Origin of the sequence: Hydrococcus rivularis NIES-593 (assembly GCF_001904635.1) — a bacterium.
Lineage (GTDB): Bacteria > Cyanobacteriota > Cyanobacteriia > Cyanobacteriales > Microcystaceae > Hydrococcus > Hydrococcus rivularis.
This window is the reverse complement of sequence record NZ_MRCB01000004.1, coordinates 1-17,017: the sequence shown is the minus strand read 5'-3', so window position 1 is coordinate 17,017 and position 17,017 is coordinate 1. Positions and strand designations below refer to the sequence as shown.

The 17,017-nt window shown below is 45.2% G+C and carries 11 protein-coding genes; 6 read left to right on the top strand and 5 right to left on the bottom strand.

The window, feature by feature from the left end; translation table 11 throughout:
- Positions 1-140: 140 nt before the first annotated feature.
- On the top strand, positions 141-1,730 hold the full coding sequence (locus tag NIES593_RS05045) for a glycoside hydrolase family 57 protein (RefSeq protein ID WP_073598545.1): 1,590 nt from the start codon (positions 141-143) through the stop codon (positions 1,728-1,730).
- A gap of 59 nt (positions 1,731-1,789) precedes the next feature.
- Here NIES593_RS05045 and NIES593_RS05040 read toward each other — a convergent pair whose 3' ends face one another.
- On the bottom strand, positions 1,790-2,662 hold the full coding sequence (locus tag NIES593_RS05040) for an alpha/beta fold hydrolase (RefSeq protein ID WP_073598544.1): 873 nt from the start codon (positions 2,660-2,662) through the stop codon (positions 1,790-1,792).
- Positions 2,663-2,953: 291 nt separating this feature from the next.
- Between NIES593_RS05040 and NIES593_RS05035 the strand changes: the two genes are divergently transcribed.
- Both NIES593_RS05035 and murJ read left to right on the top strand, forming a co-directional pair.
- Positions 2,954-4,402: a GGDEF domain-containing response regulator gene (locus NIES593_RS05035; RefSeq protein WP_073598543.1), complete on the top strand. Its 1,449-nt coding sequence runs from the start codon at positions 2,954-2,956 to the stop codon at positions 4,400-4,402.
- 32 nt (positions 4,403-4,434) lie between these two features.
- On the top strand, positions 4,435-6,033 hold the full coding sequence (murJ, locus tag NIES593_RS05030) for a murein biosynthesis integral membrane protein MurJ (RefSeq protein ID WP_073598542.1): 1,599 nt from the start codon (positions 4,435-4,437) through the stop codon (positions 6,031-6,033).
- 230 nt (positions 6,034-6,263) lie between these two features.
- Here the strand turns inward: murJ and NIES593_RS05025 are convergent, their stop codons facing one another.
- Complete coding sequence (locus NIES593_RS05025) at positions 6,264-7,118, bottom strand: sugar kinase (protein WP_073598541.1); 855 nt, start codon at positions 7,116-7,118, stop codon at positions 6,264-6,266.
- A gap of 435 nt (positions 7,119-7,553) precedes the next feature.
- Here NIES593_RS05025 and NIES593_RS05020 point away from each other — a divergent pair, with 435 nt between their 5' ends.
- Entirely contained in the window at positions 7,554-8,642 is a 1,089-nt protein-coding gene (locus NIES593_RS05020; RefSeq protein WP_073598540.1) for a CAP domain-containing protein, read from the top strand.
- Positions 8,643-8,773: 131 nt separating this feature from the next.
- Here the strand turns inward: NIES593_RS05020 and carB are convergent, their stop codons facing one another.
- The 3 genes from carB to NIES593_RS05010 all read right to left on the bottom strand — a co-directional run bounded on the left by carB (position 8,774) and on the right by NIES593_RS05010 (position 12,743).
- Positions 8,774-12,046 carry a carbamoyl-phosphate synthase large subunit gene (gene carB, locus NIES593_RS05015; protein ID WP_073598539.1) on the bottom strand — a complete coding sequence of 1,091 codons (3,273 nt, stop codon included), beginning with the start codon at positions 12,044-12,046 and terminating at the stop codon, positions 8,774-8,776.
- A 191-nt stretch (positions 12,047-12,237) separates the two neighbouring features.
- A complete protein-coding gene (locus NIES593_RS23930) occupies positions 12,238-12,411 on the bottom strand; it encodes a hypothetical protein (protein WP_175561038.1) in 174 nt (57 codons plus the stop codon).
- Complete coding sequence (locus tag NIES593_RS05010) at positions 12,390-12,743, bottom strand: hypothetical protein (protein WP_073598538.1); 354 nt, start codon at positions 12,741-12,743, stop codon at positions 12,390-12,392. Before NIES593_RS05010 ends, NIES593_RS23930 begins: the two co-directional genes overlap by 22 nt.
- 177 nt (positions 12,744-12,920) lie before the next feature.
- On the opposite strand from NIES593_RS05010, the gene NIES593_RS23430 reads away from it, so the two are divergent.
- Together NIES593_RS23430 and NIES593_RS05005 are read left to right on the top strand one after the other, a co-directional pair.
- The gene (locus NIES593_RS23430; RefSeq protein WP_139253628.1) at positions 12,921-13,208 is read left to right on the top strand and encodes a hypothetical protein; all 288 of its coding nucleotides are present in this window, start codon (positions 12,921-12,923) and stop codon (positions 13,206-13,208) included.
- A 13-nt stretch (positions 13,209-13,221) separates the two neighbouring features.
- Positions 13,222-17,017 (top strand): beta-ketoacyl synthase N-terminal-like domain-containing protein (locus tag NIES593_RS05005; protein WP_139253627.1); only part of this gene is annotated, 3,796 nt, incomplete at its 3' end.

Sequence of the window (17,017 nt, the reverse complement as noted above, 5' to 3'; positions counted from 1 at the left end):
AACTCTATGACCTTCCTACAAAAGGTAGGATCTTTTTTACGATCTCTTTCATTTTAAGATCATTAAGATAGTATAAAATTTGCTAAACTTCATATCCAGCATTATTCACATAAATATTAAGTAAAGATTACAGAACTCCTATGGCTCTCGGTTATGTCGCTCTCGTCCTCCACGCCCATCTGCCTTTCGTCCGACATCCAGAAAGTGACTATGTTTTAGAAGAGGAATGGCTTTATGAAGCCATTACAGAAACCTATGTTCCTCTCTTGCACGTCTTTGAAGGGCTAAAGCGAGACGGGATTGACTTCAAGATGACCATGAGCATGACACCTCCCTTGGTGTCGATGTTGCGCGATCCCTTGCTACAAGATCGTTATGACCAACACCTTGCCAAGTTGGAAGAACTAATTCAAAAGGAAATCAAGCATAACGAACATAATGGGCATATTCGCTACTTAGCAGAATATTATGCCAAGGAATTCCATGAAATTCGCACAACTTGGGAACGTTACGACCGAGATTTAGTTGCCGCCTTCAAACAATTTCTCGATAGCAATAACCTGGAAATTATTACCTGTGGCGCAACTCACGGCTATATGCCCTTGATGAAAATGTATCCTCAAGCGGTGTGGGCACAAATTCAGGTGGCTTGCGAGCACTACCAAGAACATTTCGATCGCCCGCCCAAAGGAATTTGGTTGCCCGAATGCGCCTATTATGAAGGCGTGGAGCGCATGCTAGCCGATGCCGGTCTGCGCTATTTTCTCGTTGACGGACACGGAATTCTCTACGGTCGCCCCCGTCCTCGCTTTGGTAACTACGCGCCTATTTTTACCGAAACCGGAGTTGCTGCCTTCGGTCGCGATCACGAATCTTCCCAGCAGGTATGGTCGTCTCAGGTTGGCTATCCCGGCGATCCCGTCTATCGAGAGTTTTATAAAGATTTGGGCTGGGAAGCGGAATACGAATACATTAAGCCCTACATTATGCCCAACGGTCAGCGGAAAAATATTGGGATCAAATATCACAAAATCACCAGTCGCCATGCGGGTTTGTCGGATAAAGCGCTGTACGATCCCTACTGGGCGAGGGAAAAGGCGGCAGAACACGCAGGTAACTTTATGTACAATCGGGAGCAACAAGTCGGACATTTGGCGGCGATAATGCAGCGTCCGCCAATTGTGGTGTCGCCCTACGATGCCGAACTGTTTGGACACTGGTGGTATGAAGGACCTTGGTTTATCGATTATTTGTTCCGCAAGTCTTGGTACGACCAAAATACCTATGAGATGACTCATCTAGCAGATTATTTGCGTCGCCATCCCACCCAACAGGTGTGCCGCCCCTCTCAGTCAAGTTGGGGTCATAAAGGATTTCACGAATATTGGCTCAACAATACCAATGCTTGGATTTATCCCCACCTGCACAAAGCCGCAGAACGCATGATCGAACTGAGTCGAAGAGAAGCCGCAGACGAACTCGAAGAACGCGCCCTCAATCAAGCAGCGCGGGAGTTGCTGCTGGCGCAATCGTCGGACTGGGCATTTATCATGCGCACGGGAACGATGGTGCCCTATGCGGTACGCCAGACGCGATCGCACTTGCTGCGCTTTAATAAACTCTACGAAGACATTAAAGCAGAAAAAATCGATTCGGGTTGGTTGGCAAAAGTAGAAGCGATGGACAATATTTTCCCGAAGATTAACTATCGGGTTTATAGACCATTGTAATTTGGTTATTGGCTAGTAGTTAGTTGTTAAAAAAATTCTAATAACTACTAACTATTAATTTAATTTTCATTTTCTAAAAATTCTCGCACTCGCAACAGATAAGTCTCGGCATCTTCCAACATAGGAAAATGAGCGGTTTTGGGAATTTCTATATATTCAATTGTCTGATTTAAAGCAGCAGCTTGACGACCCATAGCAGCAGGAATGATGATATCTTTCTCGCCAGAAATTAATAAAGTTGGCACGCTAATTTGGGCGAATTTCTGCGGCATAATTTCTACAGCTTTTTGACTAACGGAAGTGTAAATCGTTCCTAAAGCTGCTTCATAGTCTGCTAAGAGAAAATCTTCTAAAAAAGCTCGCCGATCTTGTCGACTAATGGGACGATGAAGAAATCGCGACATGAATATGCGATCGGCAAAGGGAATGTTTAAAAACCAATGATAGCGAAATTTGACAACGTAACCGCCAAATTTATGAAAAGCAGCAAAAGCTTTTTCATCATATTCAAATATGCCGTTACAGGCTAAAATTGCCCGTTTGACTCGTTCGGGATATGATGTGAGAAACCAAGCAGCTACCGATGCACCCATTGAGTGACCGTGAAGATAGATTTTATCTAAATGCAAAGCATCGAGTAAAGCCGCTAAATCTTTGGCATATTCTTCGAGTTCGTAACTTAGTTTTAACGACGAACTTTCGGTTGAGGAGTGGGGGAGGCGAGAACGTCCGAATCCCCTGAGATCGTAAAGCAAACAATCGAAGCGATCGCTGAGTGCCTTTGCCGTGCTTCGCCAATACCGCGACGAGCCTCCCCATCCGTGAACGAACGCCATCACGGGTTTGGAGTAAGTTTGAGGCTGGCGAATCCATTCATAATAATGCTCGACCCCGCGAACGTTAACTTTGTCTTTCAAGCTATCGATTGTCATGACTGAGTTCTAGTGTCCCTATTTTTTAGTGTATTAAAAACTCCTAAGCGCAAGAGGTAGGAGAAAAAATACTCCCAATTCTTTTTTAAGAATCTATTAAAGATTTAATCGCGTCAGTTTTCTTAAACAATGATTAACAAACAAACGATAATTAGAAATAAGTTGTAAAAAATAGATTATTTGGATTTTTACTCGCTCTTTTTCTATTTTTTACTTTATCGTGTTTATTTTTACTAGCGGGTTACTTGCTATCCCGCAAAAATTTAATTAAAAAACTAGGATACAGCTCGGATGAGGGTCAAGTTAGAGCAGGAGTATAAGGCAGATATTTTAGTGGTTGAAAATGAAGTAGACAACCTTCGTGCCCTGTCAAACCGGCTCGTCGATCGTGGCTATCAAATCAGGCAAGCCCTCGATGGGGAAATGGCAATCATGGCAGCACAGACAATGCCACCCGATTTGATTTTACTCGATGTTAAGCTTCCGAGTTTGAACGGTTACGAACTCTGCCAGCAACTAAAAACGATAGAAACAACCAAAGAAATTCCCGTAATTTTCTTAAGCGAGTTAGATGAAAGCTTTGATAAAGCGAGAGCGTTTGCTGTTGGAGGAGCAGATTATATAACTAAGCCTTATCAACCCGAAGAAGTAATCATGCGGGTAGAAACGCAACTCAAATTGAGTGCCCTGCAAAAACAACTCGCCCAAAAAGATGCCAAACTAGAAGAGCAACTCCGCCTCAACGAGATCGTCTATCGATTTCATCCCCAACCTCAGCTTAATTTACTACTACTCGATCGCGCGATCGCTGCTACTCCTAACGGCATCGTCATTACCGATGCAACCGCGCCCGATAACCCGGTTATTTACGTCAATCCAGGTTTTGAACGCATGACGGGTTATTCGTCGGCAGAAGTCATCGGAAAAAACTGCCGCTTCTTGCAAAGAGAAGATAGAGAGCAACCCGCCCTCGAAATCATCCGACAAGCTATCCGACAACAAAAAGAGTGCCGCGTCACCGTGCGTAACTATCGCAAAGATGGAACGCTATTTTGGAATGATATTTCGATTTCCCCAATCCGAGATGAAGCGGGAAAAGTAACTCACTACATCGCCGTTCAAACAAACATTACCGAATACAAACGAGTGGAAGAGGAGCGAAAAAGGTATCAATCCTCGCTTCAGCAAATGAACTTAGAACTCTATCAACTCAACCAAACCTTACACCGCCTAGCTAATTCGGACGGCTTGACTGGAGTAGCCAATCGCCGCCGTTTTGAAGAACATCTCAAACAGGAGTGGAGGCGGATGTTAAGGGAGCAATTGCCTTTGTCGGTAATTTTAGGGGATATCGATTACTTCAAAACCTACAACGATTCTTACGGTCATTTAGAGGGAGATGATTGTTTAAAAGTCGTGGCGAGAGCGATCGATCGCGTTGTCAATCGTCCGGCAGATTTAGTAGCTCGTTATGGGGGAGAAGAGTTTGCTATTATCTTGCCCAACACTCCCGCTGAGGGAGCGATGCAAGTGGCACAATCGATCCGCAAGGCAATACTACAACTCCAAATTCCCCACCAATCTTCGCCTGTAAGAGAGTATGTCACCATGAGTTTAGGCATCGCTACTCAGATTCCGACTCAAGAACTGTCGCCTAAAAATTTGATTGAGGCAGCTGACCAAGCACTGTATCGAGCTAAGGAACAAGGTCGCAATTGTGCCGTCGCCCAAATTAAGTAAATAATAGACCAAGCAGTTATTTTGGAATTGGCGTGTCTGAGAAGAAAAAATCCTCTCGCTCTCTAGCTGGTATCGCGCGCATCGTCGCTATTGCCACCCTGATCAGTAAAATCTTTGGCTTAGTTCGCGAACAGGCGATCGCATGGGCTTTTGGCGTGGGAGCCGTTGTCAACGCCTACGCCTATGCCTACGTCATTCCCGGTTTTCTGCTGATATTGCTCGGCGGTATTAACGGTCCCTTTCACAGCGCTTTAGTGAGTGTTTTGGCAAAGCGGAACAAGTCCGAAGCCGCCCCCATCGTGGAAACGGTAACAACCCTCATCAGTATCGTCCTGTTACTCGTTACCGTCGTTCTAGTCGTCTTTGCCGGAACGTTTATCGATATCCTTGCACCAGGCTTAGACGGGATAGCAAGAGCTAGCGCCATCTTACAATTACAGATTATGGCACCGCTAGCCGTATTCGCCGGATTGATCGGCATTGGTTTCGGTACGCTCAATGCCTCCAACCAATATTGGTTGCCTAGCATTAGCCCTCTGTTTTCCAGCTTAACTGTTGTCATTGGTGTTGCCGTTCTCGCTTGGCTGCTGGGGGAGCAAATTAACGATTCTCGATACCTGCAATTAGGAGGAGTAGTTCTAGCGGGAGGAACGCTAGCAGGCGGACTTTTGCAATGGGTGGCACAGTTAAATGCCCAGATTCAGTCGGGGATGGGTAAGTTGCGGTTGCGCTTTGATTGGCGCATTCCTGGCGTAGGAGATGTTATGAGAGTCATGATCCCCGCCTCGCTTTCTTCTGGAATGCTGCATATTAACGTTTATACCGATTTATTTTTTGCCTCTTATATTGAAGGTGCGGCAGCCGCAATGCGCTACGCCAACTTCATCGTGCTAACGCCATTGGGCATTATTTCCAATATGATTTTAGTGCCCTTTATGCCCGTCTTTTCCCAACTCGCTGCCCCAGAAAATTGGCAAGAATTAAAATTTAGAATTCGTCAGGGATTATTATTAACTGCCCTTACAATGTTACCTCTGACAGCAATATTTATTGCGTCAGCCACTCCGATTATTCGGATAATTTACGAACGAGGCTCTTTTAATCTGAAAGCTTCTCAAATGGTCATTCCTGTTTTAATGGCTTACGGATTTGGAATGTTCTTTTATTTAGGTCGCGATGTTTTAGTTAGAGTCTTTTATGCTTTGGGTGATGGAGAAACGCCCTTTTGCGTCAGTATTTTTAATATCTTCCTCAATGCCGGATTAGATTATTTATTGATTCAATCTTTTCAAACTCCAGGATTAGTCTTGGCTACTGTTGGCGTTAATATTACTTCCATGGGAGCATTTTTGTGGATTTTAAACCGCCGACTCAATGGCTTGCCGTTGGGTGAGTGGGGATTGATTTTATTACAGTTAACAGCAATTACTATCGCATCGACTATAGCGAGTTGGGGCGTAAATTGGGGATGGGAAAAACTTTTAGATAGTAATAATCTGTTGCTTTTATTATTACAATTTTGTCTATCAGCAAGCGTTGCCTTGGGAGTTTTTGTTTTATTAGCAATGCAGTTAAAATTACAAGAAGTCGATATTATCGTGTCTCGAATTCAGCAAAAGTTAAGCAAGTAATAGCTCATATCTTGTCCGTCAGTAGAGCAGTTAAAAACGGACTTTAAATTTAGGGTACAAGAAATTTATATCAATTTCCTTTTTTCTTGATACAGATAAAGAGAGAAGGATGTGTGTAGAAAGTGTGGGTGGATTAAACAAGAGATTTGTAGCAAGCATTTTTGAAAACGGTATTATTTCATGGCGAAATCACTTCATCAGAATGAAATAAACTTGGCTGTTTTACAGGCTTATTGCATCCATTGCCTAGTCCCGAAAAATTGACAGGAATAAGAGGCGACTTGAGTCGCACAAGAAAGCGCGTCAATAAAGTTTTTTTGAAGAATATAATGGCAAAAAGCACCGTGAAAGATATCGCCAGCACCTAGAGTATCAATGGCTTTTATCGTAGGAATTTCTATTTCTCCCTTTTTTCTTTGAGAGAGATATTGAATGGGGTTTTCACCTTGAGTAATCGCAATGTGAGGAATACCTATTTGTTGAAGATAGATAAATACCTCTTCCTGGTTATGGCAATTGGGAGGATAAAAATTAGCCGAACAAATTGCATAATCGACAAAAGGCAACACTTCTTCAAAACCCGATTTCCAACTTCCGCCATCGATCGCGACTGGAATATTTCTTGCTTTAGCTTGTTTGGCGATCGCAACGCTAAGCGCCATTTGATGCCCGTCAATTAAAACGAGTTCGACATTTTGTAAAATATCTGAGGGGATTTGTTCGGGAATCGCTTGAAATTTAGTAGCATTAACAGAAATAACCGCTCGTTCTCCTGTCGATTCGATAACGATAATAGAAGAAACTGAAGGTAATTCCAAGCAATTTGGCGCTAAGTCTACAATTTTGACCGAATAAGTTTCTAGATCGCAGCGAATTATCTGACTAATAGAATGGTTGCCAATAACACTTAGCAATGTAGCGCGATCGCCCAGATAACTAAACGTTACGGCAGCATTAGTAGCAGGTCCTCCAGCTGCAATAGTTTGGTCTAAAGCAACTATTTTCTGATTAGTTTCTGGGAGATTTTTAGTTAGATAGATGAAGTCTAATGTAGATAAGCCAACAAATAGCCCGTGTCTTTTCATGTTTTAGACAGCGATCTCTTTTTCTCGAAAACATCTTGCATCATTTCTGCGACATGATGCCTCTCATATATTGTAGACAACAGTCAAGATTATATAAAAAAAATCGATCCGGAACAAAAACACAATTAGTAAATTTAATCAGTCGATAAAAATACCGATCGCAAATTTCCTTTGCAAATAGAAAGATCGGTAAATTTGCGTATTTACTCACTCAAAATCTATGCTTAAATATTTTTAATAAAAAAGCTTAGACCCTTTTATAGATAGTTAATGCGCGGAATAGTCAATAGCTTACACTGCAATTAATTACCTATTTTTTTACATTTTATAGTGTATCTTTGCAATGCAAATGACTATTCAAAAATGCAACTAATGCACTAAGCATTAATGAGAGCTGAATGCAGCTTTAAGTTGTTTTGATGACAGGAGAAACTTGTGGCTCTAACCGACCAATTCGACCAAAGAATACTCGAACTCGTAAACCAAGAACGCGCCAAGCAGGGTTTAAGATCCTTAAGCCTCAGCCAAAAATTAGATGCTGCCGCAGACGGTCATTCCGGTCGTATGGCGAATGGCGACTTTTTCAGTCACGTCGATCCGGGTAATGGGTCAAGACCGAGCGATCGCGCTACTCAAGCGGGTTATCGGTGGACAACTGTGGGAGAAAATATTGCTGCCGGTCAAACAAGCCCAGAAGCCGTCATGCAAGCGTGGATGAATAGTTCCGGGCACCGTGCGAATATTCTCAATCCCAACTATACCCATCTAGGAGTAGGATATGCTTACCTAGCCAACGATAGCGGACGCATCAATTATCAGCGCTACTGGACTCAAGTATTCGGTGCAGGCGATCCCAACCCAGGCACCTACACAGCCCAGAGTGAAGGTTCCTCGACTCCATCGCCTAGCCCCAATCCTAACCCTCCTGGAGAAACTCAAGGTTCCGGAGAACTTAAGGGCACCAACGGAAACGACGAACTGACTGGCGACTCTTCTGCTCAAACTATTTACGGTTACAGAGGGAATGACACCCTCACAGGTCAAGGCGGTAACGACAGACTCTTTGCTGGTTCGGGGAACGATCGCGTTTATGGCGATGGAGGAGACGATTATCTCTCCGGCGGTTCTGGTAAAGATATGCTCCTCGGTGGGGATGGAACGGATACACTTGTCGGTGTCGCTACCAACCAACAACCAGGGAGAGGCGAAATCGATACGCTCGCAGGCGGTGCAGGTGCTGACACTTTCAGGCTAGGCGATAGCAATAGCGTCTACTACAACGACGGTCGCAACAATACCCTGGGTCAGGCAGATTATGCTCTGATTCAAGATTTTAGCCAAGCAGAGGGTGATGTCATTCAACTTAAGGGCAGTGCGAGTAATTATGCCTTGGGAGCGGCTGTGCAAGGATTGCCCACAGGTACGGCAATTTACCTAAAAACAACGGGTCAAGACGAACTGATTGCCGTGGTACAAAATGCTAGCAATCTTTCTCTTGAGAGTAATTCCTTCAATTATGTTTAGCCCATAAGTCAATAGGCGTATAACGCCTACAGCGATCGGGAACTTCTCTTCTGTTGTCACTGCGACGGAAGAGAAGTTCCCGATAGATATTAGATCGATAAAACCATAAGATGCGGGAAGATGGGCAACGCCTATCCCACAGATCGACCTTTTCGAGCGATATAATCTTGCAACGCCTTTACGTCTAAAGGTTCGGACTGTAAAGAACGAATTGCTTCTACAGTTGCCTTGGCACCAGCGAGAGTAGTAATAATTGGCAACTTATAATCCAATGCCGTGCGACGAATTAGGCGCGCGTCGGTGTGGGATTCTTCTCCATTGGGAGTATTAATGATGAATTGAATCCAATTATTTTTGATCCAGTCGATCACGTGAGGGCGACCTTCGTGGAGTTTGAGGACTAATTCCACATTATCGATCCCATTTTCTTGCAAGACTTTGCGCGTCCCCGCTGTCGCGACTACTCTAAATCCTAAATCGATGAGGTTCTTAACAACAGGAACCGATGCTACTTTATCGCGATCGCTCATCGAGACAAATACCGTTCCTGTTGTAGCAAGACGAACGCCTGCGGCAATTTCTGCCTTGGCAAATGCCCTGCCAAAATCGCTGTCAATGCCCATTACTTCGCCCGTAGACCGCATTTCTGGACCGAGTAGAGTATCCGTCCCCGGAAACTTCTCGAAGGGCAATACAGCCTCTTTAACGGCGATATGGCGAGGAATATACTCAGAGGTAACGCCTAGCGATTCTAGGGTTTTCCCAGACATGACGAGGGAGGCAACCTTGGCTAAAGGAATCCCCGTCGCCTTGGAAACGTAAGGAACGGTACGAGAAGCGCGAGGGTTGGCTTCTAGAATGTAGACTCGTTCCCCTTGTACGGCATACTGAATATTAATCAACCCTACCACTTTGAGCGCCTGGGCGAGTTTGACCGTCCACTGACGAATGGTATCGATCGCGCTATTAGCTAAAGAGGTAAAAGGAATCGAACAGGCAGAGTCTCCAGAATGAACCCCCGCTTCTTCGATGTGTTCCATGATGCCGCCGATGACAACTTTTCCCGTAGAATCGCATAGCGCATCGACATCGACTTCGATCGCATTTTCGAGGAACTTATCGATCAAAATGGGATGGTCGGGTTCTACCTGAACTGCATAGGTCATGTATCGTTGCAGATCGTCGTCAGAATAGACGATTTCCATTGCCCGTCCGCCTAAGACATAAGAAGGACGTACTACTACCGGATAGCCAATTCGTCCGGCGATTGAGAGAGATTCTTGGTAGCTGCGGGCGATTCCGTTAGGCGGTTGGCTAATATTTAATTGGCGCAAAATTTGCTCGAACCGTTCTCTGTCTTCAGCAATATCGATCGAATCCGGCGACGTTCCCCAGATTTTGGTATTTTGTCCTTGGGGATCTGACAAAGAATCCAAATACTCTTGTAATGGTACGGCTAATTTGAGAGGCGTTTGACCGCCGAATTGAACGATGATGCCTTCGGGACGTTCTGCTTCGATGATATTGAGGACATCTTCTTTGGTGAGGGGTTCAAAGTAAAGGCGATCGCTCGTATCGTAATCGGTAGAAACGGTTTCTGGGTTAGAGTTGACCATAATCGTCTCGAACCCCTCTTTAGAGAGGGCAAAAGCGGCGTGACAGCAGCAGTAGTCAAACTCGATTCCCTGTCCGATACGGTTGGGACCTCCTCCCAAAATCATGACTTTGCGATTATTGGACGATCTGACTTCCGATTCTTCCGGTTCATATGAGGAGTAATAATAAGGTGTGAGGGCTTCAAATTCTGCCGCGCAAGTATCGACGAGTTTGTAGACTGGGATAACGCCTAAATGCTTGCGATAACCTCTTACTTGGTCTTCTGAGGTTTTCGTCGCAAAGGCGATTTGGCGATCGCTAAATCCTTGCTGTTTGATAAACCGCATCTGTTCTTTGGTAATTTTGTGCAGGGGAGTTCGCTTGAGAAACTTCTCGGTTTCTACCAGTTCCTGCATTTTGTCTAAAAACCAAGGATCGATCGCGGTGAGTTCGTAAAGTTCTTCCACCGACATTCCCAAATGGAAGGCGTGATGGATGGTAAAGATTCTCTCTGGATTGGGCGTTCTCAGATTCGCCCGAATTTGGGACAGAGAAGGCAGGGTTTCCTGTCTGTCGCAACCGAAGCCAAAACGGCCGATTTCTAGCGATCGCAAAGCTTTTTGAAAAGATTCTTGGAACGTGCGTCCGATTGCCATTGCTTCGCCTACTGACTTCATCTGAGTCGTCAGGATAGCTTGTGCGCCTGGGAATTTTTCAAAGGCGAAACGGGGAACTTTGGTAACGACGTAATCGATGGTCGGTTCAAAGGAAGCGGGAGTTTTCTTGGTAATATCGTTGGGAATTTCATCGAGGGTATAGCCAACTGCTAACTTCGCTGCAAATTTAGCGATCGGGAATCCCGTCGCTTTCGATGCTAGGGCAGAGGATCGAGACACGCGGGGATTCATTTCAATGACGATGACTTCGCCATTGACGGGATTAACGGCAAATTGAATGTTCGATCCGCCCGTTTCTACACCAATCTCTCGAATAATTGCTTTAGAATAGTCCCGCAGGCGCTGGTACTCCTTATCTGTCAGCGTTTGGGCGGGGGCGACAGTAATCGAGTCTCCCGTATGGACTCCCATCGGATCGATATTTTCAATCGAACAGATAATGACGACATTATCTGCCAAGTCGCGCATGACTTCTAGTTCGTATTCTTTCCAACCCAGTAGGGATTTCTCGACTAAGATTTGCGAGACGGGAGAGGCATCGAGTCCATATTGCGCCATCTGTTCGTATTCTTCCTGGTTGTAGGCGATGCCGCCGCCAGTCCCGCCGAGAGTAAAAGCAGGACGAATAATTAAAGGATAGGAACCGATTTCTTGCGCGATCGCTTTGGCTTCCTCAAGATTGTTAGCGATTCCTGACGGACAGACGGGAACGCCAATGCGCTGCATGGCTTTCTTGAACAGTTCCCGATCTTCTGCCTTTTCGATCGCCTCTAGCTTTGCCCCGATTAACTCTACGTTATACTTGTCCAGTACGCCACTTTTTGCCAATGCCACGGCTATGTTCAATGCCGTTTGACCCCCCATCGTCGGCAGTAAAGCATCTGGTTTTTCTTTGGCAATGACCTTTTCAACGATTTCTGGCGTTAGCGGTTCTACATAGGTTCGATCTGCTGTTTCCGGGTCGGTCATAATTGTAGCGGGATTGGAGTTGACCAACACGACTTCATAGCCTTCTTCTCGAAGCGCTTTACAAGCTTGCGTGCCAGAGTAGTCAAATTCGCAGGCTTGTCCGATGATAATCGGACCCGAACCTATAAGCAGGATTTTACGTATATCGTCGCGGCGTGGCATAGGATGTGTCTCGTTGAATGAGAGAAGTTAAACCCAAATTATTGTATAAGTTCTTGGTATGACTAATGCTGAAAGCTTTATGTAGGTTTAATGACTTAATAAAAAAATTGACAATGGCTAATTCACAATTATCATCTTCAACCCAATCATTTTAACCATAGCGCTTAAAACTGCGATCGCCTATGAAAATTTTATTGAGAAGGCTGTTCTACTTTTTGCTTCAACTCTTTCTCAATCTTTGACATTTCCTTGTCTATTTCTTCTAAATTTTGCTCGCCTAATGAAATTAAATTGTCAATTTTTTTTAAAACTTCTAGTTGCTTTTGTTGGAAATCCGATCGTTTCACTTTAATTTCTTCAAACATTCAATTATGCCAGAAAAAATACTTTTAGCTTCTAAAATTAGATCTAATTGACGATCTAATTTTTCTGCCATCTCTTTAAATTCTTCATAGCTCGCCATATCTATAACATCGATCTCATTAACAATTATCTGAAGTCTACTTCTTTGAAGATTGACAAAAAATATCGCATTATTCAAAAAAGCGAACAGGCGAACTAGCGTAGGGTTTTCGGGAAAGCGTTCTAGAACGATTCTGATAAATTCTAATCCTTCTGTTGCTTTCCCTTCAATCCAATCTAACTCGTTATTGAAACGCTTTATTAAAGCATTAATTTCCGGCGGAGTTGATGACATAATTGGCTATCTTCCCATAAAGATAGCCAAAACGCGATCCGCCTTCGCGTTGCCTGTCGGCAGGATATAGTCGGCATTCTCTGTTATTCATCTTAAATCAGATTCACAATCGCGATCGCTTCCTCCCACCAAGCCAATCGTTCCGTTGCGTTGCAAATCCTCTAGAGCAGGGTCAAAATGCAGTCACAATTCGGAAGTATACTCGATTTTGTGCGATCGCGATCGCATTTATCTTCAGTCGGCGTATACTTGGACACCGAACCTCTTGCCGACGTACAACTCTACCAACATTTTGTTTATGGCATAACTGCCAAGACTCGACTTGACAATATAGACATTTGGTGCATGTTTCGACTCAATGAAGAAGGTCACAGAAGAGCAAATAGCGATGCTGGCAGCGATCGCCAACCTAGTAACATAGAGAGGGGTTATAGGCTATCTATATATCTAGTTAATAATACCTAACGATAATCGATAAATGAGCGGAAACTTCTCCAATTTTGTAGACCTATTAAGCGATAGAGCCTCGAAACAATCTGAAAAAATCGTTTTCACCTTTATGGGCGACGGGGAAACAGTAACCGACAGCCTTACCTATTATCAGTTAGACAAACGAGCAAGAGCGATCGCAGCAACGCTTCAATCCCTTAACGCTCAAGGCGAACGTGCATTATTACTCTATCAGTCCGGTCTGGAGTTCATCTGCGCATTTTTCGGTTGTTTGTACGCGGGAGTTATTGCCGTTCCCGCCTATCCGCCTCGCGCCAATCGTTCTCTCGAACGCCTACAAGCAATTGTCTCCGATGCCCAGGCAAATTTTGCTCTCACCACAGAAGCATTAGTCAGCACGATCGAGGGACGACTAACCAAATATCTCTCTACAGAAGCCATCCGCTGTCTGACGACCGATAATATCGACTCTCACTCAGCCAGTCAATGGCAACCCATTAACCTCAGCGAAGATAACCTAGCATTTTTACAATACACCAGCGGTTCTACGGGAATGCCCAAAGGGGTAATGGTCAGTCACGGCAACCTGATCCACAATTCCAGCTTAATCAATCGGTGTTTCCAAGATACTGCCGAGAGTAAAGGCGTTTCTTGGTTGCCTCCTTACCACGACATGGGACTCATTGGCGGGATCTTGCAACCGATTTATGTCGGTGCTTCCCAGGCGCTGATGCCTCCCGTAGCCTTTCTCCAGCGTCCCTTACGTTGGTTGCAGGCAATTTCGCGCGATCGCGCGACAACCAGTGGCGCACCGAATTTCGCTTACGAACTATGCGTTACTCAGATTGCGCCCGAACACAGAGAAACCCTCGACCTCAGTTGTTGGACATTGGCTTTCACGGGTGCCGAACCCGTTCGCGCCGAAACCCTAGAACGCTTTGCCGAGGCGTTTGCTTCCTGCGGCTTCCGTAAAGAGGCATTTTATCCCTGTTACGGGATGGCGGAAACAACCCTGATTGTCTCTGGCGGATTAAAAGAAGCAGCGCCGATTTTAAAAACCTTTGATGGGAAAGCCATAAAACAAAATCGAATTATTAACGCGAGTCCATCGGAGAATGGCAGTATTACTTTAGTTGGATGCGGACAAACCGTCGAAGATCAAAAAATCCTTATTGTTAATCCTGAGACTTTAAAACGTTGCCATTCCAATGAAATTGGCGAGATTTGGGTATCCGGCAAAAGTGTTGCCCAAGGCTATTGGAATCGCAAGACGCAAACCGAAGAAACCTTTAATGCCTATGTCGCAGACACTCAAGAAGGTCCCTTTCTGCGCACCGGAGATTTAGGCTTTTTACAAGATGGCGAACTCTTTGTTACGGGTCGCCTAAAAGATTTAGTTATCGTTCGAGGTCGCAACCATTATCCTCAAGATATTGAATTAACGGTAGAAAAAAGCCATGAGGCTATCCGAGAATCTGCTGGGGCGGCTTTCTCTGTGGATGTGCATGGAGAAGAGCACCTCGCGATCGCCTGCGAAGTCAAGCGCCATTATATCAGGAAGCTCGATCTAGAAGAAATTGCCAGTGCTATTCGCAAAGCAGTCGTCCAAAACCACGAATTACAACCCTTTGCTATTGTTCTCCTCAAAACGGGCAGCATTCCCAAGACTTCTAGCGGCAAAATCCAACGTCACGCTTGTAAAGCGGGTTTTCTAGAAGGAAGTTTAGAGGCACTAGGAGAGTGGAGACAGGGAGAGAAGGGGAAGTTGGAACTCGGAAGTTGGAACTCGGAAGTTGGAACTCGGAAGTCGGAAGTTGAAGGAACAAGGGAGACAAGGGAGACTAACAAACAACAGCAAACGATACAAGCATGGTTGGTTTCAAATATTGCCCAGCGATTGGGAATTTCGCCCCAGGAAATCGACGTTCGAGAACCATTTGCCAGTTATGGTTTAGATTCCGTGCAAGCCGTTCGCCTGTCAGCCGAATTAGAAGACTGGTTGGGACGAAAATTGTCTCCTACCCTTGCCTATGATTACCCCAGCATTGCAACCCTGGCAGCGTATCTGGGGCAAGAGAACTCCGGGACAAGAAAACACACAGAAAAAGAGATTTCCCAATCCGCCGTTCTCCCGGAACCGCTTCCGGGAGCGTGCGGCGGCTTCACCAAAATCGAACAATCCCCAATCGCCGTTATCGGCATTGGATGTCGCTTTCCTGGCGCTAATAATCCCGAAGCCTTCTGGAAACTGTTATGCGAAGGCAAGGATGCTATTACTCAAGTAAATGAACGCTGGGAAGGCAATGACTGGGGAGGATTTTTAGAGCGAGTTGACCAGTTCGATCCGCAATTTTTTGGCATTTCTCCTCGCGAGGCACATGAAATGGATCCCCAGCAACGATTGCTGTTAGAAGTGAGTTGGGAAGCCCTAGAAAGTGCAGGCATAGCCGCAAATCAACTAGCTGGTAGCACAACGGGAGTTTTTGTTGGTATCAGTAGCAGCGATTATTCTCAGATTCGACTGCGGCATCAATTAGAACCGGATGCCTATGCCGGGACGGGAAATGCTCATAGCATTGCGGCGAATCGTCTTTCCTATTTTTTCGATCTTCGAGGACCTTCCCTGACAATAGATACGGCTTGTTCTTCTTCTCTAGTCGCCGTTCACCTGGCAGCGAAAAGCTTACAAAATGGGGAATGCGATCGCGCCCTCGTTGGCGGAGTCAATCTTATTTTATCCCCAGAATTAACCCAAACTTTTACCCAAGCAGGGATGATGTCATCTGACGGTCGCTGTAAAACTTTTGATGCGAGTGCGGATGGCTACGTGCGCGGAGAAGGTTGCGGCGTTATTATTCTCAAACGCCTTGGCGATGCCCAAAGAGATGGCGATAATATCCTAGCAGTCATTCGCGGTTCTGCTATTAACCAAGATGGACGTAGCAACGGATTGACCGCACCAAACGGACTTGCCCAGCAAGCCGTCATTCGTCAAGCCCTGTACGATGCTGGCGTAAATCCCGCAGAAATTAGTTATATCGAGACGCACGGAACGGGGACTTCTCTAGGAGATCCGATTGAGGTGAACTCCCTCAAAACCGTTCTGATGCAGGGACGTTCTGCTAACCAACCGCTATGGTTGGGATCTGTCAAAACGAATATCGGTCACTTAGAAGCGGCAGCGGGAATTGCAGGCTTAATTAAAGTCATTCTCTGTCTTCAGTACGAAGAAATTCCCGCTCATCTTCATCTGAATGCGCTAAACCCTCATATCGACCTGCAAGAGACTTCCATATCCATTCCTACTCAACGTCAACCTTGGAATCGAGGAGAACAGACTCGTTTGGCTGGTGTCAGTTCTTTCGGCTTTGGAGGAACGAATGCTCATGTTGTTTTGCAGGAGTCAGGAGTCGTAGGGGCGGATTTATCTAGAAACTCAACCGATTTACCGACAGTTAATGTTCAAAACCCGCTCGTACAGAAGTCGGAAGTCATTGAACGTTCTCTACATATTCTGACCCTTTCAGCGAAAAGCCAAACCGCTCTCAAGGATTTAGTTAAGTCTTATGAACAATACTTGACAAATCATCCAGAAACTTTACTAGAAAATATTTGTTTTACGGCGAATACGGGGCGATCGCACTTTAACTATCGTATAGCGATTGTAACCGATTCTGGCAAACAATTGCGATCGCGCTTAGCAACTTTTGGAAATGGACAAGAAGCCCCCGGACTAATAGCAGGAACGGCAGACACGGGAATCGATCGCAAAATAGCATTTTTATTTACGGGTCAAGGTTCCCAATATGTCGGCATGGGATACC

Bases quoted from the DNA above. Each gene is read 5' to 3' on its own strand.
- NIES593_RS05045 (WP_073598545.1), top strand. From the start codon at position 141: ATGGCTCTCGGTTATGTCGCTCTCGTCCTCCACGCCCATCTGCCTTTC.
- NIES593_RS05040 (WP_073598544.1), bottom strand. From the start codon at position 2,662: ATGACAATCGATAGCTTGAAAGACAAAGTTAACGTTCGCGGGGTCGAG.
- NIES593_RS05035 (WP_073598543.1), top strand. From the start codon at position 2,954: ATGAGGGTCAAGTTAGAGCAGGAGTATAAGGCAGATATTTTAGTGGTT.
- NIES593_RS05025 (WP_073598541.1), bottom strand. From the start codon at position 7,118: ATGAAAAGACACGGGCTATTTGTTGGCTTATCTACATTAGACTTCATC.
- carB (WP_073598539.1), bottom strand. From the start codon at position 12,046: ATGCCACGCCGCGACGATATACGTAAAATCCTGCTTATAGGTTCGGGT.
- NIES593_RS23930 (WP_175561038.1), bottom strand. From the start codon at position 12,411: ATGTTTGAAGAAATTAAAGTGAAACGATCGGATTTCCAACAAAAGCAA.
- NIES593_RS05010 (WP_073598538.1), bottom strand. From the start codon at position 12,743: ATGTCATCAACTCCGCCGGAAATTAATGCTTTAATAAAGCGTTTCAAT.
- NIES593_RS23430 (WP_139253628.1), top strand. From the start codon at position 12,921: ATGCAGTCACAATTCGGAAGTATACTCGATTTTGTGCGATCGCGATCG.